The organism is Acetobacterium fimetarium, from assembly GCF_014284475.1.
In the GTDB taxonomy this organism is placed as follows: Bacteria; Bacillota; Clostridia; order Eubacteriales; family Eubacteriaceae; genus Acetobacterium; species Acetobacterium fimetarium.
Map to the genome: position 1 here is coordinate 70,399 of NZ_WJBC01000011.1, position 22,363 is coordinate 92,761.

A 22,363-nucleotide genomic window follows, 5' to 3' on the forward strand; every position below is an offset into this window, starting at 1 on the left:
GCAATTATCCGATGCAGCCATCGGAAAATTCGGAAGAACAGACGGTTTCCTCGAAGTCGAGTTCGGAATGGTCAGCTATCCAAAGCCCGTGGACATCACAATAAGCATAGACAGCGACGACATCATTCTCCAGGACCATGAAATCGGCTTCCGGCTGGTCTTCCGGCGCCAGCTGGACATAGAGTCCGCCGTTGCGGGTCTGCACGAAAATCCAGAGAATCGAGTGGTCCAGCGTCATCGGATGGGGGGTGCTGCCGACTTTCACATGGAGATGATGGCCGTCGAATTTAAGCACGGGAACGTGTTTCTCTTTGGAGGCGTCGATTGCGTTTGGCACCAGCTGAATCAAATTGTGATCACAGTATTGGGAAACCGTACCGCTCATTTCCAATAGGGTGCTGTTACAGTTGTCGCATTGATAAAAGATTTTCTTATCCATAATAATAACCTCTTTCTTTTACTACATTGTTTGTGAAATTTGTAGAGTGATGGGCTGAAAATGACATAAAAAGTCAGAAAACAGGGTTCTACACATATATACCCCCAAAAAATACTTTTACCGGAAATCTTTCAATTTGTGGATAAGTCTGTGGATAAGTCTGTGAATATTATTGTGAATCAAATTGTTGATAACTTTGTGGATAACTTTTGATTCGAAGGGTCTTCCTTAAAGAAATTATTTTGCCTTGTCAATTAAGAATTAATACGTTATAATAACTTAGTCGTGCTAGACGGAGAGTTAGCGGTGCTTTGTAACCTGCAATCCGCTGTAGCAGGGTTGAATTCCCCATCGAGGCTCCAGATTTTGAGGTCTGCCGGAGGAAAGTGGTGTTGACAGTTGGACCCTTCGCAATAGAAACTTATGAACCCCGTCAGGTCAGGAATGAAGCAGCGGTAAGTAAGATCTTTTATGTGCCGGAGGATACTCTGGCTCGAGCTAACTGCCAAAGTAACGCTTGGAAGCTGTTTGTCGAAGTGGGGTGCACGACAAAAAAAGTATCTTAAAGTAGCTTTTTATGCCAAACGATGTTTGGTGTTTTTTTTTGCGCAAAAATGCGGATAATTAATGGCCGTCATGGAATAAAATTTAGGGATAATCTGTAATTCAACAATTATTCTTGCTATAATGGGGAAAATAGACAGCAGGAGTTATCTGCGCATCGTCTTATTGGGCGGATGTACAGAATAAACTCACAGAAAAGAGAGGAAAAACCATGCGATTTTTTCAAGTAAAGCCAGCAATTTATTATGGAGAAGGTTCCCTGAAACAAATAGAGGATTATAATTTTAAAAAGGTATGTATTGCCACTGACCAGGGTATGGTGAAGTTTGGCCTGTTGAAAATGTTAACCGATCTGTTGGATGAAAAGGGAATTGACTATCATGTTTTTTCAGACGTTGAATCGGACCCATCCACTGACATTGTGGAAAAGGGATTAATGCACATTATTATGAATAAACCGGATGCCCTGATCGCCATTGGCGGCGGATCGGTTATCGATGCGGCAAAAGCGATTATTTATTACTGCGTCAGTTTTAAACGGGTTCTTTTTGAAGATGAATATGTTCATAAACCGACCTTTATCGCCATTCCGACAACGGCAGGAACCGGTTCTGAGGTGACCGAATACGCAGTGATCACTGACAAAAAGAATAATACAAAAATTCCATTAACGGATATCCTGATGATGCCGGATGCGGCTATCCTGGATTCCAAACTGCTTGAGAGCGTGCCGGCCGGTGCGACCGCGGCAACAGGCATGGATGTCATGACTCACGCCATTGAAGCGTTTATTTCAAAAGGCAACAATCCCTTTGCCCGCTGCTATGCCAACAAAGCGGTTGAATTGGTGTTCCGAAGCCTGTACTGCAGTTACAAGGACGGACATGATCTGGAAGCGAAGTCAAGCATGCAAATTGCTTCCTGTATGGCGGGAATTGCTTTCAACAGTGCCGGTCTGGGGATTACTCATAGCATCGCTCATGCGATCGGGGCGGCGTTCCACCTGCCGCATGGACTGGCCAACGCCATTGCATTGCCCTATGTCATTAAATTCAACGGGGCGGATGAGCGGGTCCAACACCAGTATTCACGTCTGCTCAGTGGCTCCGGCATCCTGAATGTTACCGGGGAGTCCACCGCAACACTGTACAGCAGCATCGTGTCGTTGAATAATTCATTGAATATCCCCGCTTCCTATCAAGCATTTGGCATTTCCGAAGCGGATTATCTAAAAGTCCGGGATGAAATGCTTAATAAGGCCATGGCCGATGTCTGCACATCGACGAACCCGGTGGAAGTCACGCGAGCAAGCCTGCAGACGGTTATGGATCAGACTTATTACGGGTTCTGATAGCGAAAAAAATTGAATCAGCAGAGACTAGACCCCGGTGTCATTTTGGCATCGGGGTTGTTTTTTTAAAAAAACGAGTTAAATGGTTCCGGGTGAACCGGGCGTCAGGACTGCAGCAGCGCAAGAATACCGGATAATGCCGGTGCCAGTTCATTTTTATAGATGCAGTAGCTTTTGATCGTCGGCGTTTCGAAACCGAGCAGCGGAATCGAAATGAGGGAACCGTCATCGAGGTGCCGGGCAATCAGGCTCTTGGGCAGGAAACTGTAGCCGAAGCCATCCAATAGATAGGGAATCAGTTTGCTGCTGTTGTCAATTTCAAAAGTAAACGGATGGTGCGGCGGAAACAGTTCGCGGATGAACTGTCCCACTTTGTGAAGGGCAAAATTACAGAACAGGAAGTCAAGCGAAGCCAGCTCATTCTGGTAAATGCCGCCGGCAAAGTCAGTATTGTTATTCATGGTGACAAGCAGCAGTTCATCTTCCTTGAAGGGGCAGCAGGAATAGCCTTTCTTATTAAAAGGAAGATAAGTGAAAGCGACATCAATCAGACCGTCCTGAAGGAAAGCGAGCAGGTCAAAAGAATGATTGATGACGACTTTAATCAGCGTGCCGGGATCATTCGCTTGAAGCGAACGAATCACCGGAAACAGGTGGCTTTCATAAATCGAGTTGGTGGCGCCGAAAGAGATCAGCTGCCGGCTGATATCCGCTGAATGGATCTGTTCGATGGCCGCTTTTTCCAATTCAAGCAGCCGTTTTGCGTAGACCAGAAATAACTATCCTTCCGGGGTTAAGGCCACCTTTTTTTTATCTCTGAGAAACAGCTGCTTGCCGACTTCTTTTTCCAGTTCATTGATTCGGTTGGTCACGGTTGACTGAGCGACGAAAAGCAGTTTGGCCGTCTGGGTGAAATTTCTGGTTGCGGATAATTGAATAAACGTTTTTAACAGTTGTGAGTCCATTGTGCTCCTTTAATCATAATATCGAATTAAACTGATCGATATCATTCATTTCACAAATTGTATAATAACTTGTATAATAAATCAATCGATAAGAATCTGAGGAGGTAGAAGGATGACGATGACATTTATTTTTTACGGGGTGGCAGCGATTGGTCTGGTGCTTTCTTTGGTCAAAAGCAAAGAAAAAACAAAGCTGGCACTCAAGAAAGCATGGAAAGCTTTCGAAAATATACTGCCGCAGTTTCTGGCAATTGTGCTGCTCATCGGCGTCATTCTGAGCCTTCTTTCGGCCCAACAGATATCACAGTTGATCGGAAAAGATTCCGGTTGGCTGGGGGTGCTGATTGCGGCCGTGATCGGATCGATCACCCTGATTCCCGGGCTTCTGGCCTTTCCGCTGGCGGCGGCTCTGCTGGAAAACGGCGCCGGCTACATGCAAATTGGCGCGTTTATCTCAACCCTGATGATGGTGGGGATTGTGACGATGCCGATGGAATTTCTTTATTTTGGCAAAAAAGCGACGATCATGCGAAACGGCATGGGATTTGTTTTTTCAATTCTGGTGGCGATTGTGATGGGGGCCTTATTATGATGAAGAAAAAGACAATGAAGCAGGTAAAACGCTATCGCTTTTTCGTGGTGATGCTGGGCATCGCCTTGGGAATGCTGCTGTTCAATCACGACCTGGGGGTTAAGGTGTTTACTTTGTCGACGGACTCGGTATTGGGAATGCTGGGCGTGCTGCCGCCCATCTTTATCTTGATCGGTCTGCTCGACGTCTGGGTGAAAAAAGAAACCATGGTGAAATATATGGGCAAAGATTCGGGAATTATCGGCATCCTGCTGGGATTCTTTCTGGGATCAGTCGCAGCTGGGCCGCTGTACGGTGCTTTTCCGGTGGCTGGAGTTTTCCTGAATAAAGGCAGCCGCCTGGCCAATGTGCTGATCATCGTGGGGGCCTGGTCGACGATGAAAATTCCGCAGATTCTGTTTGAATGGGCATCCATGGGCCTGAAATTCACGCTGATCCGTTTCGTCATGGATATTTTTGGCGTGCTGATCATTGCCTACAGCATGGAAAAATTACTGACGCCAAAAGACCAACAGGAGATTTATGCATTGGCGAAGAAAATGAATTAAATGATGCCATCCGAACAAAAAACAGGCCGGTCAAGTGTTGACCGGCCTGTGCTACGGTTGGTTATAAAAATTGCTTGTGAGTGGATAAATAATCCAATAAACTTACTAGAGCATGGTCGACAATATGCCGATGCCAACGATGAGAGCGATGATGGCCAGAACAGCGACGACGATATTAATGATGATGAGAACAAAACCAATCGTCTTTCCGGTTTTTGCTTTTTTATTGGTCGGATCAGCAACAAGCTCTTTTTTGCCATTGATAAAAGCCAAAATGGCGAAAACCAGACCGGCAATACCGACGAGTGAAGAAAGCCAGGTAAGATCAAAAACATAAGAGCTGATGAGGGACAACAGAATATTGACACCAATACAGATCAGTGCCAGCATACCGAAGGAGTACCCCTTCATTCCAAATTCAAAACTCATAACAAAACCCCTTTCCGTACCTGTTGATGAACAGGTGCTTTATATTTATAGTATTCTTACCCACTTTCTTCAAAAACAAACTTTGATCATGCAAATGGATAAAATTTCTATTGTACCATTATAGCTCAATTATATTTATTGATCAAGAATGAATAATGAATAAAATGCAAATATAGAAGCATCAAAATCTTTTATTTAAATGAGACTAAGAACGGCTATTGTTAATAAACTGGATTATAGCAATTGTTTCATATATAATATGAACTATGGATAATTTTCAAGAATTTAAACAATTGTATGAAGTAAAACTTAATGAACAGCAGGAAAAAGCGGTTATTCGCACGAACGGACAGAGTTTGCTGCTGGCCGTTCCGGGCAGCGGCAAAACAACCGTGATCATCTACCGGATTGCCTATATGCTGATGGTCGAGAAAATCGCTCCGGGCGAGATTCTGACCCTGACATTCAGCCGTATGGGTGCCCGGGATTTGAATCAGCGCTACCAGAAGCTGTTCGGCCAAAACCAGACAGAAACCCTTCAGTTCAGCACGATTCACAGCTTTGCACTTTCCGTTATCCGGCAGTATGAACGGTCATATCGTCGGCGTGCCTATACGGTGCTGGGAAACACAACCCCGGTGCTCAAAGAGCTCTATCGGGGCTTGTTTCATGAATTCCCCGGTGAGATAGAACTGGGAGAAATCAGCCAGCGCATTGGATACTGCAAAAACATGCTGCTGACCGAAAAAGAAATGAAGCTGCTGCCGCCAATGGAAATCGATTTTATAAAAATCTATCAAGCCTACGAAGCCTATAAGCTGAAAGCGAATCTGATGGATTTTGACGATATCCTCAAATACGCCTGGGGATTATTGCGGAAATATCCGGAGCTGCTGAGCTTTTTTCAAAAAAAATACCGTTACATCCACCTGGACGAAGCCCAGGACACCTCAAAAATTCAGTTTAAAATCATCGAACTTCTGGCGGGCCAAAACGGGAACCTCTTTATGGTGGGCGATGAGGATCAGAGCATCTACGGATTTCGGGGCGCTTTTCCGGAATCACTGTTATCGTTCAAGGAGACGTGGCCCCGGGGCGAAGTTCTTTTAATGGAAACAAATTATCGCAGCACCCCGCAGATTGTTGAAAAAGCCAATGCGTTTATCAAGCTCAATCATGAACGGTATCAAAAGGAAATGGTCACACCCAATGGCGGGGGCGTTCCGATTGTCCGGGAATGGGTCAAATCCAGTGAAGAACAGTACCGGCTGATCATCGCGTCGATCAAGCGTGAAGGCAAGGAAACGGCCGTGCTTTATCGCAACAATGAGTCGGCCATTCCTCTGGTGGATCTGCTGGACGGAGAAAACATCCCGTATCAGATCAAGGAACACAGCCCCCAGTTTTTTACGCACTTTATGATTAAGGATATTCAGCTGTTCTATCGGTTTGCCTGTTACCCGGCGGATCCGGATTTGTTTGCCGAAATGTATTACAAGATGGATGCGGCGATATCCCGGGAAACCGTCCTGCAGCTGCAAAAATATCTCAAGGCCAACCAGAACGTATTCGACGCCCTGATCGGGATGAGCCGGAAACGTCCGTGGCAGGTCGAGCGTTTAAAGGAATTGAAGCACGGTTTTAACCGGCTGAAGACGGCGAATCCGAAAAAGGGGATTCCGATGATTCTTGATGATCTGGGCTATCGATCCTATCTGAACTTCAGAATCAGCTCGGGACAGTCCGAAGAAAACATCGAACAGAAACTCGCGGTTCTGAAAATCCTCGGCGGCCGGGTTTCCGATTTTCCGGAATTTTTTGCCAAGCTTGCGCGGCTGGAAGAAAAACTGAAAGAACCGCAAACGAAAAGGGATAAAAAGCCAAGAGTGACCTTGTCCACCCTTCATTCCAGCAAGGGACTGGAGTTTGAAAAAGTGTTCATCATCGATGCGACAGAAGGACAGCTGCCCAGTGTATCCGCGGCACCGGAAGATGAAAAGGCCTATGCGGAGGAAGTCCGGCTCTTTTATGTTGGCGCAACCCGGGCGAAAAGAGAGCTGATCTTCCTATGCGTTAAACATAAAGAAAACGGGATAAAGCCCTCGCCGTTCATTTCCTATTTAATCGACGGATTGCCCCGGCAGAAACCCGTTGCCGGTAAGCATGAAGTTGCGGCAACAGAAAACGGCGCCCGAAGCGTTTTCAACACCGGGATCAAGTGGCAGAATTACCAGGGAACAGCGGATCATCACTTTGATGTCGACCTTTCGGCTTATCAGGAGGGCAGCACGGTGACCCACCAGCGGTTTGGAACCGGCGTCATCCGGGAAATCAAGGGGCCGATTGCAAACATTCGCTTTGAAGAAGCGGGCGAAAAGAAAATGAATCTGGCGGTTTGCATCACAAATGGCGTGATCAGATAAATGATTTTCTTGACAAAAATATAAAAAAACGCTATACTCATGAAAAAAGTAAACCAGTGAAGGTGGAGTAAAATCATTAGCGCGCTCAAAGAGAGCCGGGGACGGTGGAAGCCTGGCAGAAAGCGGATTGGTATAATGGGCACCAGAGGGTGTGAGGAAAGGGCTTGGCCCGAGTATTTCACAACGGTTCATCAACGTTATATGATGACGAATGTAATGGCATTTGGAAAGACTTGAGCGCGCAGATTGCGAATAAAGGTGGTACCGTGGGTTAATATGACTCATCCTTTTTATTGTATGGATACAATAAGAGGATGAGTCTTTTTTAGTTTGATAGAGAAAGAGGCAAAGGCCAATGGAAAAAAAAGAAACACTGAAAGAACTGCAGAATTTAATCAAACGACTGGAGGCGAAGAGCCCTTTTTATCAGGCGCGATTAAAAGAAACCGGGATTGCGGCTGAGGATATCAAATCGATGGCGGATTTTGAAAAAATTCCGTTTACCGATAAGGGCGATTTGAGAAATGCTTATCCATTGGGCCTTCAGGCCGTACCGGATCCGGAAGTTGTCCGGATTCATTCATCATCCGGAACAACCGGCACCCCGGTGATCATTCCGTATACGGCCAAAGACGTGGACGACTGGGCAATCATGTTCAGCCGCTGCTATAGCTATGCGGGGATGACCAATGAAGACCGCATTCAAATTACCCCGGGATACGGCCTCTGGACAGCCGGGATTGGATTTCAGGCCGGCGCCGAGAAGATGGGCGCCATGGCCATTCCAATGGGTCCGGGCAATACCCAGAAACAATTGCAGATGATGAAGGATTTGAAATCCACCGTATTGGCTTCAACTTCTTCTTATGCCCTGCTGCTGGCCGAAGAGGTAGCCAGACAGAATCTGGGAGACACCCTGCATTTACGGAAGGGGATTATCGGTTCGGAGCGTTGGGGTGAAAAAATGCGTCACCGCATCGCGGAAGAACTGGGAATCGAGATTTTTGATATCTATGGACTGACGGAAATCTACGGGCCGGGAATTTCGATTGACTGCAGCGAACATCATGGCATGCATTACTGGTCAGATTATCTTTATTTTGAAATCATTGATCCGGAAACCCTTCAACCGGTGCCGACCGGAAGCTATGGCGAACTCGTAATTTCCACGCTGAAAAAGGAAGGCGCACCGCTGCTGCGGTACCGCACCCATGACATCACCCGGTTTATTCCCGGTCCCTGCCCCTGCGGTTCGCCTTATCCGCGTCATGACCGGATTGTCGGAAGAACCGATGACATGGTCAAGGTAAAAGGCGTCAATATCTATCCGGGCCAGATCGATGAGATCTTAAAGACCGTGGAGGGCGTCAGCAGCGAATACCTGGCGACCGTTGACCATCAGGACGGCAAGGACTGTGTTTGTCTGAAATTCGAAATCCGCGACGGGTTTGATACCCAGAGTACCGAAATGCAAGTGCAGCGCCAGTTCAAATCGCGGGTGGGGTTAAGCATCATTCCGATTGCCAGTCTCCTGGGATCGCTGCCGCGATCCGAGAAAAAAAGCGTTCGCATTATCGACAATCGTTTTGCCTGAGAATCGTTGTCCTTTGGAAGCAATTAAGGAGCGCTCTTATTATTTTGCATTGAAAAATTGATTTTTTTAGATGAATTGTATATAATAGGAAAAGCCTACTTGATTTAAAGAGGAGAAAAGGAAAAAAATGAAAGACAAAAAGCAAAAGAAAAATCGATTTAAAATTGTGGTGCATGAAGCCACAGGAGAAACATCCGGGTGTAAGATCATCGAAGATACCGAAACCGGAATTAATTATTTATACCACTTTGACCAATTTGGCGGTGGACTGACGGTGCTGATCGATGAGGATGGGGAACCCGTGGTTGCTCCTGAAAAATAAAATAGAACAAAGCCCTGAAGAAGGTTTTCTTTTTCAGGGCTTTTTAAGTGCCGCAAATCGTTTAATTTAAAGAATAAGGTGTATATAGATAAAAATACGAATAAGGAAGTGAATTTATGCATTTAAAAGGTATAGGAATTGCGTGCCATCCTCCGGTCTTGATACCAGAAATTGGAGGAGGCAGAGAACAGGAAGCAGAAAAAACCCTGCGCGGACTGCGCGACCTGTCGCTGAAAGTTGCCGAAGTAAAACCGGAAGTCATTGTCTGCATCACCCCGCACGGAAACGTCTTTCGGGATGGGGTGGCAGTGATTTACGAACAGCATCTGAAAGGTGATTTCAAGCAGTTTGGCAATGACCGCTATTCATTTGAGAAAGACTGCGATATGGGGCTTCTGGATGAGCTGAATATCAGTTTTGCCAAACACCAGTGTCATACCATCTTTCTAAACCAGAAAGTTGCCGCCGAATACCGGATCAATCTCGAGATCGATCACGGCGTTCTGGTCCCGCTTTATTTTATCGAAAAATACTATAAAAATTACAAGATCGTTCACATTACCATCGGAGAATTAAGCCTTATTGAACTGTATCAAATGGGAACGGTGATTCGTGAAGCCATTGAAGCCCGTGGAAAAGAAGCGATGATCCTGGTATCCGCTGATCTTTCCCATTGCCTGAAGGACGAAGGCCCCTATGCCTTCAATCCCATGGGTCCGCTTTTCGACGAAAACATTATCACAGGTATCAAGACAAAGAATTATTATTCTATTCTAACCATCCCGACCCAGGTTTATCAGCCGGCGGGACAATGTGGACTGCGTCCCATCATCATGGGATTGGGCGCCATTGACGGCTACGATACTGAATCCCAGGTGTATTCCTATGAAGGACCGTTTGGGGTCGGGTATATGTCAGCCTATATTGATCTGAAAGAGAAAAAGATACCCAGCCTGCGCGAACGTTTTGAAGCCGACAGAATGGTTTCCTATCAGGAACGGCGCGCCAATGAAAGTGCCTTTGTCGCGCTGGCCCGGGCCACCATCAATACTTGGGTTCAAAGAGGAAGAAAACTTAATTTTGATAATTACAAGGGTCAGGTTGAACTGGCCCCTTCGGTACTGGAGGAACTTGAAGATCAGCAGGCCGGTGTTTTCGTGTCGCTCCATGAACACGGTGAACTCCGCGGGTGCATCGGAACGACGGGACCGGTCACCGAAAATATTGCCCAGGAAATTATCCGCAATGCCATCGAGGCCGCCGGTTATGATCCCCGGTTTCTACCGGTGGAGGAATCCGAACTCAAGGATCTGGAAATCAGTGTCGATGTTTTGGGAGAACCGGAACCGGTGGACAGCATCGCAGCACTGGATGCCAAAAAATACGGCGTCATCGTCGAGAAAGGCCTGCACCGAGGGCTGCTGCTGCCGGATCTTGAAGGCGTCGATACCCCCCAGGAGCAGATCGCCATTGCCAAAAAGAAGGCCGGCATCATGGAAAGCGAAACGGATGTCATCCTGCATCGTTTCCAGGTAAAACGGCATCATTAAAAGTCTTTTATCAGAGTCAGCAGTTTAGAGAAGGCGATCGGCAGCGCCAGATCGTCGACAGCGGACAGGGGTTTGAATTGGGTGCGACCGGTTTGATCTTCGGATACATCAGCAGCTGTCTGAGCGTAGGGGATATCGGCCGTTTCACCAACCATCCCAGCCAAATTAAATCCGTAGACCGTCATCTCCCAGATAATATGAGAGAAAACATGGCGGCTTTCGCCGATAAAAACCGGATCGGAAAGCGCCGGGAAATAGTCGCCGAGCTTTTTCTTGATATCATTTCCGTTGCCGGCAGCGGTTTCGGCAATCGGAAAAGACCACATTCCCGACAAAAGACCGGATTCAGGCCGTCTGATAAAAAACAGCCCGCCGTTTTGTTTGACGATCCCCACTTCCATTTTTTTGGTGATCTGCTTCTGCTTTTTCTTTTTTACCGGGATCTGGTCGGTTGTGCCCGAGGAAAAACTCTGACAGCCGCAACGGATCGGGCAGAGCAGACATTTGGGGCTTTGCGGCGTGCAGACAAGCGCCCCCAGTTCCATCAGGGCTTCGTTGAAATCGCCGGCAGCTGCCGGCAAGATGCTTTCAATCCACTGAGTCATGCTTTTTTTGGTTTTGGCGGCCCCGATATCGTCAAAACTATTGCAGTAGCGGCTGATGACGCGCAGGACATTGCCATCCACGGCACTGACTTTTTCATTGAAGGCAATGCTGGCAATGGCGCCGCCGGTGTAGGGGCCAATCCCGGGGAGTTTGATCAGCTGATCAAAGCGGTTCGGAAAAATTCCGTTGCTGTCAGCGACAATCATTTTGGCCGCCTGATGCAGATTTCGCGCCCGGGAATAATACCCCAGGCCTTCCCAGGCTTTGATGACGTCATCTTCAGATGCTGCGGCAAGAGAAATGACATCGGGGAAACGATCGATGAAGCGATTGTAATAGGGAATAAGCGTATCAATTTGTGTTTGCTGAGCCATGATTTCCGAAATCCAAATGGAGTAGGGATCCTTTGTTTGACGAAAGGGCAGATTTCGTTTAGCGGTTTTAAACCAATTAAGTAAATCAAGTTGCAGTATATTAATCAAATGACGATTGTTATCTGTATTGAGCATAAGGTCTCCGTTCGAAAAAAATTTGTGATTGATGGGGTGCCACATAGCCGGCACTATATATAGTATAATGTATTTTTCTAAAAACTAGCTTATTTAAGGAAAGTATGTCAATTTGGGACAAAAAGACAAGTGGACAAAAATTTGCACTTTTCCCCCATTATGGCATCAGAATGGGCGATATCGATGTTTGAAATTGGGATGGAGTCACCATTCGGGACGCTCCCGGGCACAAAAAACTTGACATGAACCAGTCAGGATGATAGACTTTCTGTAACAACTTTGTAACTTTATGTTTAAATAACGTTAGCAAATGAAAGGTATTATTTATGAATACTAAGAAAGAAACAGGGAATTTTTTCAAGAAATATCCCGGCGTCAGAATTGGAATTATCGCATTAATTCTTCTTGTCGTTGCGGGAGTTTCCAGTGCTTTTACCGTTGAAAAAGAAGTCCAGGTCAGCTTCAAAGGTCAAGAGTATACTGCCCAAGGAAAACTGCTAGAATCCCTGGAGGAAGTTCTGAAAGCAAATGATCTTCCTGCAAGTGATGAATATAAATATAGCAGTCCGTTAACAACCCTCTTTAAGGATATCATTGATGTTAAAATTGAGGAAAAGGTTTCGGGAACGATCATTGCCGACGAAAAAACGGTTTCCTTTTGTTCAGGGGCAGGAAATGTCGGTGAACTACTTAAGGAAAACGGGATCAAAATCGACGAGGATGATCGGGTTGAACCGGGAGTCGCGACTCCTGTAACGGATAAACTTGGTGTTGTCAAGGTGACACGGGTGACCGTTGTTGAAACCGCGGGGATAAAAAGTATACCGATGACCGCAAGCATCACTGAAAATGACAAACTGGAAGCCGGAACGCGCGTAGTGGTTCAGGTTGGACAGAACGGAAAAGCCAATGTTAAAGAGCGGATCCGCTTTGAAAATGATGCTGAAGTCAGTCGTGAAGTCCTCGAGAGTGTCGAGATTACTCCCATCGTTGAAGAAATTATTGAAGTGGGACCATCCACAACGGTGGTGATGCCGGATGATGTCCAGGTTAAATCAGTGACGGGTGATGTTACAGTGGAATCCAGTCCGACAAGCTCAAGCAGCAGTGCGAAAGTGGATCAGGATGCCGGCATTAAAGGCGCCATGACGGTCAGTGCGACGGCTTATACCGCAACCGGAAATAACACTGCTTCAGGTTTGACACCACAGGCCGGGCGAACCATTGCCACCTGGGATGGTATACCCTTTGGCACGCAGGTCTATATTCCGGCACTGGGCGGTGTTTATACCGTTGAAGATCGCGGCGGCGCAGTGGGATATGGAGTGATTGACATTTACATGAACAGCCAGGAAGACTGCGATGCCTGGGGAAGACAAAATCTTGAAGTATATTTTTTAGATTAAGCGAAATGAAAAGCGATGGGCGAACCCATCGCTTTTTTTTTCGTGCGATGGCAGCCGCAAAATGAACCCTTTACAGACATTCGCAGGGTCATAGAAACGAAAACGATTGAACCATAAAAGGGATCAACGTTACCCGGAATCATGTATTCAGAAAGAACATGATTCCTTGATTTTCCACTTGTACTTTGTATACAAAAGTTGCTATACTATGATTATGACTTATAACAGTGGGTTTTCCGCTTGCGAATATTGGAGGTAAAAAATGGAAATTAAAATTCTAAAAACAACAACTCTGAAAGAAAAACCGGAGCTAGACGCTCTGGGGTTTGGTGTGCACTTCACTGATCATATGTTTGTGATGGATTATACCGAAGGAATCGGCTGGCACGATGCGACCATTATGCCATATGGCCCGATTGAACTGATGCCATCGGCCATGGTGCTGCATTATGCCCAGGAAGTCTTTGAAGGAATGAAAGCCTATAAAACGCCTAACGGTGAGACGCAATTATTCAGACCGCAGGAAAACTTCAAAAGAATGAACCGCTCGAATGAACGGATGTGTATTCCTCAGATTGATGAGGCCTTCGTGTTGGAGGCATTAAGAACCCTCGTTAAGCTTGACGAAGGCTGGATTCCAGAATCGCCAGGAACGTCACTCTATATCCGTCCTTTTGTTTTTGCGACCGATCCGTTTATTGGCGTTCGCGTTTCCAAAACATATAAGTTTTTAATCATCATGTCTCCGGTGGGCTCCTATTATAAAAACGGAATGGCGCCGGAACGTATTTATGTCGAAAACCAATATGCCAGAACGGTACGTGGCGGTACCGGCGAAGCCAAATGCGGTGGCAATTATGCCGGCGGATTAGCGGCTCAGCAGAAAGTCAGCACCAAAGGATTTGAACAGATTCTGTGGCTGGACGGGGTCGAAAGAAAATTCATCGAAGAAGTCGGAACCAGTAATGTGTTCTTTTTGATCGATGATGTTTTTGTCACACCATCGCTGTCCGGTACCATTTTACCCGGCATTACCCGTAAGAGCGTGATTGAATTGCTGAAGCACTGGGGCAAAACAGTCGATGAACGACGCATCACCATCGACGAATTATATGAAGCCTATCAGCAGGGCCGAATTAAAGAAGCTTTTGCTACCGGCACAGCCGCCGTTATTTCGCCAATTGGTGCATTGGGCTGGCAGGATATCGAAATGACGTTTAACAACGGTGAAATAGGCCAATATGCGCAAAAAATCTATGATACATTATACGGTATGCAAACCGGTCATGTCGAAGATGCATTAAACTGGATCGTAAAACTATAAAACAGAAATAATATTAAAAAAGTTTTTGAAAACACTTGACATTCTTCAGATTCACTGGTAATATTAATCTTGCATTTTGAATTACGAGAGGTACCGAAGTGGTCATAACGGGGCGGTCTTGAAAACCGTTAGGGTGCAAGCCCACGTGGGTTCGAATCCCACCCTCTCGGCCATCAAATGCTTGAATTGAATAGTTAAAACGTCAATTATTACCTTTGGAGAAGTACTCAAGTGGCTATAAGAGGTGCCCCTGCTAAGGGTATAGGCCGTTAACGCGGTGCGAGGGTTCAAATCCCTCCTTCTCCGCCATCTAAATTTAATAAGAAAACTGATAAGAACGCCATCTAACGGCGTTTTTTTTATGCCATCAAATGAGCTTGACCCCTAATTTGACCCCTTACAGGTTTTTTTGACCCCTAAAGGCTCTGGATCAGGGTGTCCATTCTTTCTGAACTTTCCTTCCTCATGGCATCGGTCACGTGGGCATAAGTGTCCATGGTGAAGGATGCAGAGTGATGACCCAGATTCTCCTGGACAGTCTTAATATCATCCCCGGCTTGCAATGATACCACAGCGAAGGAATGCCTTAGGTCATGAAACCGCAATTCAGGGTATCCGATCCCAGTCACTACCTTTTTATAATGCTTCAATAATGTGGGGTGCTTCACATATTCCCCTAATTCATTGGTAAAGACAAAGTTTTCCGGGTTTTGCCAGGCAGATCCGGCTCTTAGCCTGTTTTCGGTCTGTTTGATCTTTTCGGCCTTCAAAGTATCCATCACCAATTTTGCAGGCTTAATAAGGCGGGTTTTGCCATTTTTTAGGGTAGCCCATTGATAAGAACCTATTAATCGCTGATATTGTCGGTAAATGTAAATGGTACCAGCGTCAAAGTCGATACAATCCCAGGTCAGGCCGATAATTTCCGATTGCCGTAAACCGGTGAACAGATCCACAATAAAGATATTTTCAAACTGATGGCCCTTAATGGCTTCTAAAAATGCAGGGATAATGGTTTTATCCATCGGCATTATCTGGGTCTTTACAACCTTTGGAAGCTTACAGCCTTCAGCGGGATTAACTCGGATATAACCCAGAATGACCGCCTGTTGTAATCCCTTGTGCAGTACACCGTGAATATTTTTGATCGTCTTGGGGGAATAATCCGCATTCAGTTTATTGTAAAATTTCTGGATGTGGTGCGGCGCCAATGCTGACAGCTTAACTCGGCCCAGTGTTGGCTTGATATGGGTTTCGATTTGGGTTTTATATGACTTCACGGTGAGGGGTTTCAGGCTTAATGAATATTCCTCTATCCAGATGTCCAACCATTCTGATATCGTCAATTTGGACGGTTCTTTATAGTCACCATTATCAATGGCTGCCGTGATGGCGTTCATCTTCTTCCTGACTTCCTGCTGACCGCTACCATAAACAGATTTTCTAATTGCCTTGCCAGTGCTTGGATCAGTGCCAACAGTGCACCGGGCTTCCCATCGTCCATCAGGTCGCTGTCTGATGGTCCCGGACCCATGGGCGTTACGCGTATTCTTTTTATTTGCCATTGTTTATACCTCATTTCTTGTTTATAAATAACAGATGTGGTACAATACATATAGTTTTTGTAATAACTCACATCCTATGAAAAGTCTCTGATTTAGCCGATCAGGGGCTTTTTTTTTCGTTCCTGGAATTTCAGGAGTCAGTAAAATATCCGAGTCCTGGTCACAGCTCAGATTTGAGCTGTGAGATCTCCGCAAATTTGCGGAGCGAGATCTCCGCAAATTTGCCGGGTTCTATTTTTTATCCTTAATCCCATGCAGTTTTCTAAACCGCTCCTGTTCTTCTTCTTTAGTTTTAGTGTAGTCCGGGGTATCGACGATGATGTCCAGGCCTATTATTTCAAAAGCATCTTTAGGGTACAGGTAATCTTCGTCTTCATCATCAACAATCCGGTAACGGTCGTGTTCTTCAGATAGCACCTCATAGATTTTATCTTTGATCAGCGCCACCGGGTCAGTCTCGCCAATATATTTAACTTTCATCGACACACACTCCTTGAGATCTCCACAGGTAGTCACACTATAAGACCCCGCCAATAAAAACAGCCGTACGGGGGCAGGTTTCGTCTGCCGAACTGGTTTTCAATAAATTTCATCATAAATAAGATGGCGCAATTTAGAATTACCTTTTTCCCAACCATCAGACCCGTCTTCAGCGACAGATAGCACATCTTTTATTAATTCTTCTTTTTGCTGTCCTAGAGCAATATTGAGCTTATGATAACGATCTAAGAACTTATAATAATCGCGCGGATTTTCTTCACTTGAAAATCGCATTCCAAAACTATCCATAATTAAATCACCAAAATCACCGATAAAATCTGCTATATTTCTAATATTTTTGCTTTTCTGCTCATCGCTATATGATCTAAGGCAGTAGTCCAATGCTGTTGTTAATCGTGACAATAAATAAACTCTATCATCTATGCCTAACTTATCTAAAATATTTAAAAATGATTTATCAGCATTTTCCAATTTTTCTAGATCACGTTCCCACCAAAACGGGGAATCATTGCTCACTAACTTTGAAAGTGGATCGCCAAAAGCGTCGACTATTTTTTTTAATGTGTCAACTTTTGGTGTCCGTTCGCCCCTTTCGTATTGCCTGATAGACCCTAAGCTTATACCAGTTGTATCAGCAAGTCCTAGCTGGGTTAAACCCTTTTCATTTCTATACTTTTTCAATTGGTCTTTAAATTCCATCAAATCACCTCAACTACATTATAACAGGATAAATAAAAAAAGCTACAAAAAAGTAGTACAAAAACCTTGATTTTTACTATTGCACATGTTACTATACAGATAACCACAAATTAGTGGTACCTATACAGGAGGTGTGGTACATGAGATTGAATACAAAATCGTTTGATGTTGCAATGGCGAATGCTTGTATTGACATAAAAACGCTAAGCACTCTATCAGGTGTTAGCAAGCAAACATTATTTGCAATAAGAAACGAAAAGCGAAATCCCAAACCCGCAACGATCGGGAAAATCGCAAAAGCTCTAAACGTCCCAGTCGTGGACATTATTGAAAAGGAGGCCTAATCATGAAATACGATTTAACCAAACAGGAAATGCTGGAGCTATTATCTGATATTGTCCAGAGTAGCAGCGTTACCGGTCCAGCGGAACAGGATCTATTGAACTTTCTTTCAGATCTTAGAGATCAGCAACCAATGACATTTCTGGAAAAACTTCTTCAGGAACACCCGGAAATTGAAATTGATCTGACCATTAAAGCATATACGGCTTGTCCTTGTGCATTCAAATACGAGGATTATAACCCCGTTGAAGTCTGTGACGTTATGAGTTGTGTCGAGTGCTGGTTAAGAAAAACAGTATAACGATGGCCACTGGTATTCCGGGGAAAGGCCCGGGCTTGTTATCGAAGTGTATCAAAAATTTAGAATGGAGGATGTGAAGAAATGAGTGAGAAACTAACCTATTCTGTCAAAGAAGTGTCAGATTTAATTGGAATTAGTCAGCCGAAAGCATATGAGCTCTGTCATAGGGCCGATTTTCCCGCCATTCGTTTTGGTCGAAAAATCGTGATACCAAAAATAGAATTTAGGGAATGGCTGGCGGCGGAAGCAACGAGGGGGACAAATGAAAATCAATTACAGCAATGAGAAAGTGCATAATGGCATAAGACCAGGGGGGCCGCATGATCAATGATAAGAAGCTAAAAATATCCACCGCAGGCAGCCGAAAAGCAACAACATGGATCACCCAGGAACTCTACTGGTCTGAATTTGTGGAGAAAATCAGAAACCCGGTTAGAAGTGCGGAAACTCTGCAACAGTACCTTGGTTATAACAAGGGCGCTCAGGATGATCTGAAAGATGTCGGGGGCTTTGTTGGTGGTCAATTATCCCAAAATCGGCGTAAGAATGAAAATGTCGTGGATCGGTCATTGATCACGCTGGATATGGACAATATCCCTTCAGAGGGTACGACAAGCATTTTGCAATGTCTTGGATCACAAAACTTTGCTTATGCCGTGTATTCGACCAGGAAGCATGAACCTGTCAAACCCCGATTACGGATTGTTATGCCGCTAGATCAGCCGTGTTCTGCCGATGAGTATGAACCAATTGCCAGAAAGCTGGCAAGTATTTTAGGCATTGAGTTTTGTGACCCAACGACCTTTGAGGCATCACGTTTGATGTACTGGCCATCATGCTGCTCAGACAGTCAGTATATATTCCATTATAGTGACAGCCCATTTCTCAGTAAAGACGGTTTATTAAGTCTTTACACTGATTGGAAGGACGTTTCGCAATGGCCCACGGTTCCAGGTGAATTACAAAATCACGAAAAAAGGGCAAAGAAACAAGAAAATCCCCGGAATAAAAAAGGTGTTGTGGGTGCTTTTTGCAAAGTGTATAACGTGGAAACAGCGATAGCAGCGTTTTTACCTGATAAGTACACTCAAACCGATTTACCGGATAGATACACCTTTGCCGAAGGTTCTACTACAGGTGGAGCGATCATCTATGAGGGTGGGGATTTCCTTTTCTCACATCATGCGACGGACCCCTGCAGCGGAAAGCTGGTTAACGCATTTGACCTGGTGCGGTTGCATAAGTTTGGCGACCAGGACAATGAAGCAGCACCAGGTACACCGGTTAATAAGCTTCCCAGCTACAAAGCCATGTGTGAATTTGCGGTAGCGGATCAAGCCGTAACCGGGCTGATAGACCGGGAACGGTATGAACAGGTAGTAGAAGATTTTGCCGGCGTTAACATTGATGTAGCCGCCGGGGATCTCGACTGGATGCGTCAACTTGAAAAGGTCTCGACAACTGGCTTACCGACTAAAACAGTTGATAACGTACTGATTATTCTGGAAAATGATCCACGACTCAAGGGCAAACTGGCTTTTGATGAGTTCGCAAACCGTGTTTTGGCGATGGGCGCATTGCCCTGGGATGAACGGCCAGAACGCCGGGCATGGAGTGACCCGGATGATTCTGCAATATATCACTATTTAGAAAAAACCCATAAGATCAAGGTGTCTGACAGGGATATGAAAGCAGCTATGACAATTTGCTCACGGCGGCATAAATTTAACGACGTGAAAGACTATCTGACCGGGTTGACCTGGGATGGTATTAAACGACTGGACACGCTTCTTATTGACTATTTCGGGGCCGAAGACAATATCTATACCCGGGCGGTTATGCGAAAAAGTCTTGCTGCTGCTGTTGCCAGAACGATGTTCCCCGGTACAAAATTTGATTGTATGCTTGTTCTGGGCGGCCTTCAGGGGATTGGTAAGAGCACCTTTTTTAGACTTTTAGGCCGTAAATGGTATTCTGACAGCTTACAGACCTTTGAAGGTAAAGAAGCTTCAGAAATGATACAGGGGATCTGGATTAATGAGCTGGGAGAGCTGGCAAGTATGAATAGATCCGAAATCAACGCCGTCAAGCTGTTCTTAAGCCGTACTGAGGACATTTACCGGGAGCCCTACGGGCGCCGAACAGGTATTTACCCACGGCGCTGTGTGTTCTTCGGAACCACCAACGATACCGAATACTTGAGAGATACAACAGGAAATAGAAGATTCTGGCCGGTGGATCTGGGGATAACCGATTCAACGAAGAATGTGTTCACGGATCTTGACGGTGAGGTTGATCAAATATGGGCTGAGGCTTATGTGGCCTGGCAACTGGGAGAGCGGTTATACCTGACAGGTGATGTGGAAGCGATGGCGAAAGAGATACAAGAAGACCATAAGGAGAGCAACCCCAAAGAAGGAATGATCATTGAATTTCTGAAAAAGAAGGTACCACCAAACTGGGACAAACGCAGTCTATCAGAAAGGCGGATGTTCTGGGCCAGTGAGCAGATGCAAAGCGGGTGTGAGTTGGTTGAGCGTGACAGAGTGTGTGCGGCTGAAATCTGGTGTGAATGCCTTGGCGGCGACCCAAAACAGATGAAACGTCAGGATTCGAAAGAAATTAACAATATTTTGAGTGGAATCAAAGGGTTGAAAAAACATAAATCCACGCAACGGTTCGGCAAACTATACGGTATACAGAAAGGGTTCGTAGTCTGTAAACCGTAAACCAACCGGGGAAATGGTTAGTAAACATTGTCAACCAAACCGTAACTTTCAATGTTGACGCTAAAACCTGCATTAAAAAGCCATTTACTATACCGTATACTATGTAAACTATTATGTATATAAAAGGTAAATATAGAGGGAATAGGGGGAATTAGGTACTAAGCGTACCGCCCTAATCTGCCTAATCCCCCTGATTAATGTATATATAGAGCAGGCAGACGACAAAGTAGACACTGCGAAAATCAGCAATATCTGTTGTGTTTAGAAATAAAAAACTTAAAGGAGATAAAATGAACGACGTTAAAAAAGCAGTTTTGGAATTTATCAGAACGCATAAACAAACCAGCTATGTTGAGCTTGAGGAGTTATTCGAGCAGCTAGGTTTTGATTACAGAGGTAATTACGCTGCGGGTGCAAAATCCAGGGAATCTAATTTAATTACCTGGTCCGGCTGGAATGTAGAAGCGTTGAATGTTATCGGTGAACTATTGGCCGAAAATTTAATTGAACAGATATGGGTACATCCGGTTATTTATTTTATTGACGGTGAAGGTCTAACACTACCAATCGCAAAAACAACCAGGGCATATGCAAAACCTCATTGGTTACCGATCGCATTCAGTGCTTGTAAGCCAGAAAAGGAGTAACAACAATGAATACCTATCAAGTCCGATTCAAACCAACAGTAGCCACCGGTTTTAATTTTCAGGTAGAGCTGGAAGCGGCTACCCCGGAAAAGGCAGTCAGTAAAGCGCTGGACGTGCTTATTACAAGTTGTATGAGCACCACGCATTGTTTTGAGAGTGTTTCACAGAAAGAAGGTATTAATCAATGACAGATCTTAAATATCCGGTTATCGACCAGGTTAAAGGCCCTGATGGGGATCTGGTTCCGTTACTCGATGTTCCCATGATGAGTGATGAAACATGGCACGCACAGGCAAAAGCCCAACAGGAAAAGCACCCGGAGGAATACACTGAAATGCTAAAACGGATGCGCGAACACCCGGAGCTTTACCCTGGGATGGTCACACCACTTGACAGTTTTTGCCAATGAAAAAGGACTCCTAAAAATTAAGGAGTCCACCCCTAGGCGGTGAAGGTCTACCCACCGTAGCCGCCTGATTATACTCAACATAATACCGGGATATATAAATTATACACGCCAATTACTAAAAAATCAATCCCAGTATTTCCCAGTGGAATACAAGGATAAATTAAAAGGAGAAAGAAAAAATGGAAGAATTAATGAAAAGTATTGAATCGGCCATCGTTGCCGCTGAAAAATGTGTCTCAGAAGCACATTATGATTGTACGGATCAGACCGATGGGAATGAGCAGTTATATTATGCGGAACTGATGCTACAGGAAGCACTGTGCAATTTTGCTCAGCTTTGTAACATGGTGGAGGTGCAGTAATGAATATTAAAAAAATATATTTTCAAGATGGAAGTGAATTTGAAACGGATTCTGACAAAATAGGGAGAGTCAAACTCTTATTGGACTATCCGATGTTGTCGGGGTATGTTGTAATTAAATACTTTGATGAAGTAAGTTTTCATAGGGTGGATCAGATTAAATTAATAGTTACGGAGGTTAAGTAAA

Annotated in this window: 26 protein-coding genes, 2 tRNA genes and 1 other RNA gene; 21 read left to right on the forward strand and 8 right to left on the reverse strand. The window is 45.0% G+C overall.

Annotated elements, in window-relative coordinates:
* Positions 1–4: 4 nt before the first annotated feature.
* A complete protein-coding gene (locus tag GH808_RS08930; protein ID WP_186842440.1) occupies positions 5–439 on the reverse strand; it encodes a desulfoferrodoxin family protein in 435 nt (144 codons plus the stop codon).
* Between the two features lie 283 nt (positions 440–722).
* Between GH808_RS08930 and ffs the strand changes: the two genes are divergently transcribed.
* Positions 723–988, forward strand: an RNA gene (gene ffs / locus GH808_RS08935) — signal recognition particle sRNA large type.
* Positions 989–1,214: 226 nt separating this feature from the next.
* Complete coding sequence (locus GH808_RS08940) at positions 1,215–2,354, forward strand: 1-propanol dehydrogenase PduQ (protein WP_186842441.1); 1,140 nt, start codon at positions 1,215–1,217, stop codon at positions 2,352–2,354.
* A gap of 104 nt (positions 2,355–2,458) precedes the next feature.
* Here the strand turns inward: GH808_RS08940 and GH808_RS08945 are convergent, their stop codons facing one another.
* Both GH808_RS08945 and GH808_RS15375 read right to left on the reverse strand, forming a co-directional pair.
* Positions 2,459–3,100 carry a LysR family transcriptional regulator substrate-binding protein gene (locus GH808_RS08945; protein WP_243166164.1) on the reverse strand — a complete coding sequence of 214 codons (642 nt, stop codon included), beginning with the start codon at positions 3,098–3,100 and terminating at the stop codon, positions 2,459–2,461.
* Between the two features lie 33 nt (positions 3,101–3,133).
* On the reverse strand, positions 3,134–3,319 hold the full coding sequence (locus tag GH808_RS15375; protein WP_243166165.1) for a LysR family transcriptional regulator: 186 nt from the start codon (positions 3,317–3,319) through the stop codon (positions 3,134–3,136).
* Between the two features lie 112 nt (positions 3,320–3,431).
* Here GH808_RS15375 and GH808_RS08950 point away from each other — a divergent pair, with 112 nt between their 5' ends.
* Entirely contained in the window at positions 3,432–3,911 is a 480-nt protein-coding gene (locus tag GH808_RS08950) for a permease (RefSeq protein ID WP_338000873.1), read from the forward strand.
* Complete coding sequence (locus tag GH808_RS08955; RefSeq protein WP_243166166.1) at positions 3,908–4,459, forward strand: permease; 552 nt, start codon at positions 3,908–3,910, stop codon at positions 4,457–4,459. Before GH808_RS08950 ends, GH808_RS08955 begins: the two co-directional genes overlap by 4 nt.
* 105 nt (positions 4,460–4,564) lie before the next feature.
* On the opposite strand, the gene GH808_RS08960 is transcribed toward GH808_RS08955, so the two are convergent.
* On the reverse strand, positions 4,565–4,888 hold the full coding sequence (locus tag GH808_RS08960; protein WP_186842442.1) for a hypothetical protein: 324 nt from the start codon (positions 4,886–4,888) through the stop codon (positions 4,565–4,567).
* Positions 4,889–5,181: 293 nt separating this feature from the next.
* On the opposite strand from GH808_RS08960, the gene GH808_RS08965 reads away from it, so the two are divergent.
* The 4 genes from GH808_RS08965 (at position 5,182) to amrA (ending at position 10,777) form a co-directional block, all read left to right on the forward strand.
* Positions 5,182–7,311 carry an ATP-dependent helicase gene (locus GH808_RS08965; protein ID WP_243166167.1) on the forward strand — a complete coding sequence of 710 codons (2,130 nt, stop codon included), beginning with the start codon at positions 5,182–5,184 and terminating at the stop codon, positions 7,309–7,311.
* Between the two features lie 355 nt (positions 7,312–7,666).
* A complete protein-coding gene (locus GH808_RS08970) occupies positions 7,667–8,905 on the forward strand; it encodes a phenylacetate--CoA ligase family protein (protein ID WP_186842444.1) in 1,239 nt (412 codons plus the stop codon).
* 127 nt (positions 8,906–9,032) lie between these two features.
* Positions 9,033–9,227, forward strand: a complete 195-nt coding sequence (locus GH808_RS08975; protein ID WP_186842445.1) for a DUF6440 family protein — start codon at positions 9,033–9,035, stop codon at positions 9,225–9,227.
* A gap of 116 nt (positions 9,228–9,343) precedes the next feature.
* Positions 9,344–10,777 (forward strand): AmmeMemoRadiSam system protein A, encoded by a 1,434-nt coding sequence (gene amrA, locus GH808_RS08980; RefSeq protein ID WP_186842446.1) that lies wholly within the window; start codon positions 9,344–9,346, stop codon positions 10,775–10,777.
* On the opposite strand, the gene mutY is transcribed toward amrA, so the two are convergent.
* Positions 10,774–11,892: an A/G-specific adenine glycosylase gene (gene mutY / locus GH808_RS08985; protein ID WP_186842447.1), complete on the reverse strand. Its 1,119-nt coding sequence runs from the start codon at positions 11,890–11,892 to the stop codon at positions 10,774–10,776. The two genes, amrA and mutY, sit on opposite strands and share 4 nt — an antisense overlap.
* A 326-nt stretch (positions 11,893–12,218) precedes the next feature.
* Between mutY and GH808_RS08990 the strand changes: the two genes are divergently transcribed.
* The 4 genes from GH808_RS08990 to GH808_RS09005 all read left to right on the forward strand — a co-directional run bounded on the left by GH808_RS08990 (position 12,219) and on the right by GH808_RS09005 (position 14,931).
* Positions 12,219–13,298: a 3D domain-containing protein gene (locus GH808_RS08990; RefSeq protein ID WP_186842448.1), complete on the forward strand. Its 1,080-nt coding sequence runs from the start codon at positions 12,219–12,221 to the stop codon at positions 13,296–13,298.
* 262 nt (positions 13,299–13,560) lie between these two features.
* A complete protein-coding gene (locus tag GH808_RS08995; RefSeq protein ID WP_186842449.1) occupies positions 13,561–14,622 on the forward strand; it encodes a branched-chain amino acid aminotransferase in 1,062 nt (353 codons plus the stop codon).
* A gap of 84 nt (positions 14,623–14,706) precedes the next feature.
* Positions 14,707–14,795, forward strand: a tRNA-Ser gene (locus GH808_RS09000).
* Positions 14,796–14,839: 44 nt separating this feature from the next.
* Positions 14,840–14,931, forward strand: a tRNA-Ser gene (locus GH808_RS09005).
* Between the two features lie 107 nt (positions 14,932–15,038).
* Here GH808_RS09005 and GH808_RS09010 read toward each other — a convergent pair.
* The 3 genes from GH808_RS09010 to GH808_RS09020 form a co-directional block, all read right to left on the reverse strand.
* The gene (locus tag GH808_RS09010; protein WP_186842450.1) at positions 15,039–16,187 is read right to left on the reverse strand and encodes a tyrosine-type recombinase/integrase; all 1,149 of its coding nucleotides are present in this window, start codon (positions 16,185–16,187) and stop codon (positions 15,039–15,041) included.
* Between the two features lie 231 nt (positions 16,188–16,418).
* The gene (locus GH808_RS09015) at positions 16,419–16,667 is read right to left on the reverse strand and encodes a hypothetical protein (protein WP_186842484.1); all 249 of its coding nucleotides are present in this window, start codon (positions 16,665–16,667) and stop codon (positions 16,419–16,421) included.
* A 99-nt stretch (positions 16,668–16,766) separates the two neighbouring features.
* A complete protein-coding gene (locus GH808_RS09020; RefSeq protein ID WP_186842451.1) occupies positions 16,767–17,387 on the reverse strand; it encodes a helix-turn-helix domain-containing protein in 621 nt (206 codons plus the stop codon).
* Between the two features lie 140 nt (positions 17,388–17,527).
* Between GH808_RS09020 and GH808_RS09025 the strand changes: the two genes are divergently transcribed.
* The 9 genes from GH808_RS09025 to GH808_RS09065 all read left to right on the forward strand — a co-directional run bounded on the left by GH808_RS09025 (position 17,528) and on the right by GH808_RS09065 (position 22,362).
* The gene (locus GH808_RS09025; RefSeq protein ID WP_186842452.1) at positions 17,528–17,731 is read left to right on the forward strand and encodes a helix-turn-helix transcriptional regulator; all 204 of its coding nucleotides are present in this window, start codon (positions 17,528–17,530) and stop codon (positions 17,729–17,731) included.
* Positions 17,732–17,733: 2 nt separating this feature from the next.
* A complete protein-coding gene (locus GH808_RS09030) occupies positions 17,734–18,030 on the forward strand; it encodes a hypothetical protein (RefSeq protein ID WP_186842453.1) in 297 nt (98 codons plus the stop codon).
* Between the two features lie 81 nt (positions 18,031–18,111).
* Positions 18,112–18,315, forward strand: a complete 204-nt coding sequence (locus tag GH808_RS09035) for a helix-turn-helix domain-containing protein (RefSeq protein WP_186842454.1) — start codon at positions 18,112–18,114, stop codon at positions 18,313–18,315.
* Between the two features lie 35 nt (positions 18,316–18,350).
* Positions 18,351–20,759, forward strand: a complete 2,409-nt coding sequence (locus GH808_RS09040) for a virulence-associated E family protein (protein WP_186842455.1) — start codon at positions 18,351–18,353, stop codon at positions 20,757–20,759.
* A gap of 290 nt (positions 20,760–21,049) precedes the next feature.
* Positions 21,050–21,406, forward strand: coding sequence for a pathogenicity island protein (locus tag GH808_RS09045; RefSeq protein ID WP_186842456.1), 357 nt, complete (start codon positions 21,050–21,052; stop codon positions 21,404–21,406).
* A gap of 5 nt (positions 21,407–21,411) precedes the next feature.
* Entirely contained in the window at positions 21,412–21,594 is a 183-nt protein-coding gene (locus GH808_RS09050; RefSeq protein ID WP_186842457.1) for a hypothetical protein, read from the forward strand.
* On the forward strand, positions 21,591–21,815 hold the full coding sequence (locus GH808_RS09055; protein ID WP_186842458.1) for a hypothetical protein: 225 nt from the start codon (positions 21,591–21,593) through the stop codon (positions 21,813–21,815). Before GH808_RS09050 ends, GH808_RS09055 begins: the two co-directional genes overlap by 4 nt.
* 179 nt (positions 21,816–21,994) lie before the next feature.
* Positions 21,995–22,177, forward strand: a complete 183-nt coding sequence (locus GH808_RS09060) for a hypothetical protein (protein WP_186842459.1) — start codon at positions 21,995–21,997, stop codon at positions 22,175–22,177.
* Entirely contained in the window at positions 22,177–22,362 is a 186-nt protein-coding gene (locus GH808_RS09065) for a hypothetical protein (RefSeq protein WP_186842460.1), read from the forward strand. Before GH808_RS09060 ends, GH808_RS09065 begins: the two co-directional genes overlap by 1 nt.
* Position 22,363 lies beyond the last annotated feature (1 nt).

What these genes read in the sequence shown, in the direction of transcription:
- GH808_RS09060 (WP_186842459.1), top strand. Translation starts at nt 21,995, where the DNA reads ATGGAAGAATTAATGAAAAGTATTGAATCGGCCATCGTTGCCGCTGAA.
- GH808_RS15375 (WP_243166165.1), bottom strand. Translation starts at nt 3,319, where the DNA reads ATGGACTCACAACTGTTAAAAACGTTTATTCAATTATCCGCAACCAGA.
- GH808_RS08995 (WP_186842449.1), top strand. Translation starts at nt 13,561, where the DNA reads ATGGAAATTAAAATTCTAAAAACAACAACTCTGAAAGAAAAACCGGAG.
- GH808_RS09015 (WP_186842484.1), bottom strand. Translation starts at nt 16,667, where the DNA reads ATGAAAGTTAAATATATTGGCGAGACTGACCCGGTGGCGCTGATCAAA.
- GH808_RS09010 (WP_186842450.1), bottom strand. Translation starts at nt 16,187, where the DNA reads ATGGCAAATAAAAAGAATACGCGTAACGCCCATGGGTCCGGGACCATC.
- GH808_RS08955 (WP_243166166.1), top strand. Translation starts at nt 3,908, where the DNA reads ATGATGAAGAAAAAGACAATGAAGCAGGTAAAACGCTATCGCTTTTTC.
- GH808_RS09025 (WP_186842452.1), top strand. Translation starts at nt 17,528, where the DNA reads ATGAGATTGAATACAAAATCGTTTGATGTTGCAATGGCGAATGCTTGT.
- GH808_RS08960 (WP_186842442.1), bottom strand. Translation starts at nt 4,888, where the DNA reads ATGAGTTTTGAATTTGGAATGAAGGGGTACTCCTTCGGTATGCTGGCA.
- mutY (WP_186842447.1), bottom strand. Translation starts at nt 11,892, where the DNA reads ATGCTCAATACAGATAACAATCGTCATTTGATTAATATACTGCAACTT.
- GH808_RS08930 (WP_186842440.1), bottom strand. Translation starts at nt 439, where the DNA reads ATGGATAAGAAAATCTTTTATCAATGCGACAACTGTAACAGCACCCTA.
- GH808_RS08975 (WP_186842445.1), top strand. Translation starts at nt 9,033, where the DNA reads ATGAAAGACAAAAAGCAAAAGAAAAATCGATTTAAAATTGTGGTGCAT.
- GH808_RS09055 (WP_186842458.1), top strand. Translation starts at nt 21,591, where the DNA reads ATGACAGATCTTAAATATCCGGTTATCGACCAGGTTAAAGGCCCTGAT.
- GH808_RS08940 (WP_186842441.1), top strand. Translation starts at nt 1,215, where the DNA reads ATGCGATTTTTTCAAGTAAAGCCAGCAATTTATTATGGAGAAGGTTCC.
- GH808_RS09045 (WP_186842456.1), top strand. Translation starts at nt 21,050, where the DNA reads ATGAACGACGTTAAAAAAGCAGTTTTGGAATTTATCAGAACGCATAAA.
- GH808_RS08950 (WP_338000873.1), top strand. Translation starts at nt 3,432, where the DNA reads ATGACGATGACATTTATTTTTTACGGGGTGGCAGCGATTGGTCTGGTG.
- GH808_RS09035 (WP_186842454.1), top strand. Translation starts at nt 18,112, where the DNA reads ATGAGTGAGAAACTAACCTATTCTGTCAAAGAAGTGTCAGATTTAATT.
- amrA (WP_186842446.1), top strand. Translation starts at nt 9,344, where the DNA reads ATGCATTTAAAAGGTATAGGAATTGCGTGCCATCCTCCGGTCTTGATA.
- GH808_RS09020 (WP_186842451.1), bottom strand. Translation starts at nt 17,387, where the DNA reads ATGGAATTTAAAGACCAATTGAAAAAGTATAGAAATGAAAAGGGTTTA.
- GH808_RS09030 (WP_186842453.1), top strand. Translation starts at nt 17,734, where the DNA reads ATGAAATACGATTTAACCAAACAGGAAATGCTGGAGCTATTATCTGAT.
- GH808_RS08970 (WP_186842444.1), top strand. Translation starts at nt 7,667, where the DNA reads ATGGAAAAAAAAGAAACACTGAAAGAACTGCAGAATTTAATCAAACGA.
- GH808_RS09050 (WP_186842457.1), top strand. Translation starts at nt 21,412, where the DNA reads ATGAATACCTATCAAGTCCGATTCAAACCAACAGTAGCCACCGGTTTT.
- GH808_RS09065 (WP_186842460.1), top strand. Translation starts at nt 22,177, where the DNA reads ATGAATATTAAAAAAATATATTTTCAAGATGGAAGTGAATTTGAAACG.
- GH808_RS09040 (WP_186842455.1), top strand. Translation starts at nt 18,351, where the DNA reads ATGATCAATGATAAGAAGCTAAAAATATCCACCGCAGGCAGCCGAAAA.
- GH808_RS08990 (WP_186842448.1), top strand. Translation starts at nt 12,219, where the DNA reads ATGAATACTAAGAAAGAAACAGGGAATTTTTTCAAGAAATATCCCGGC.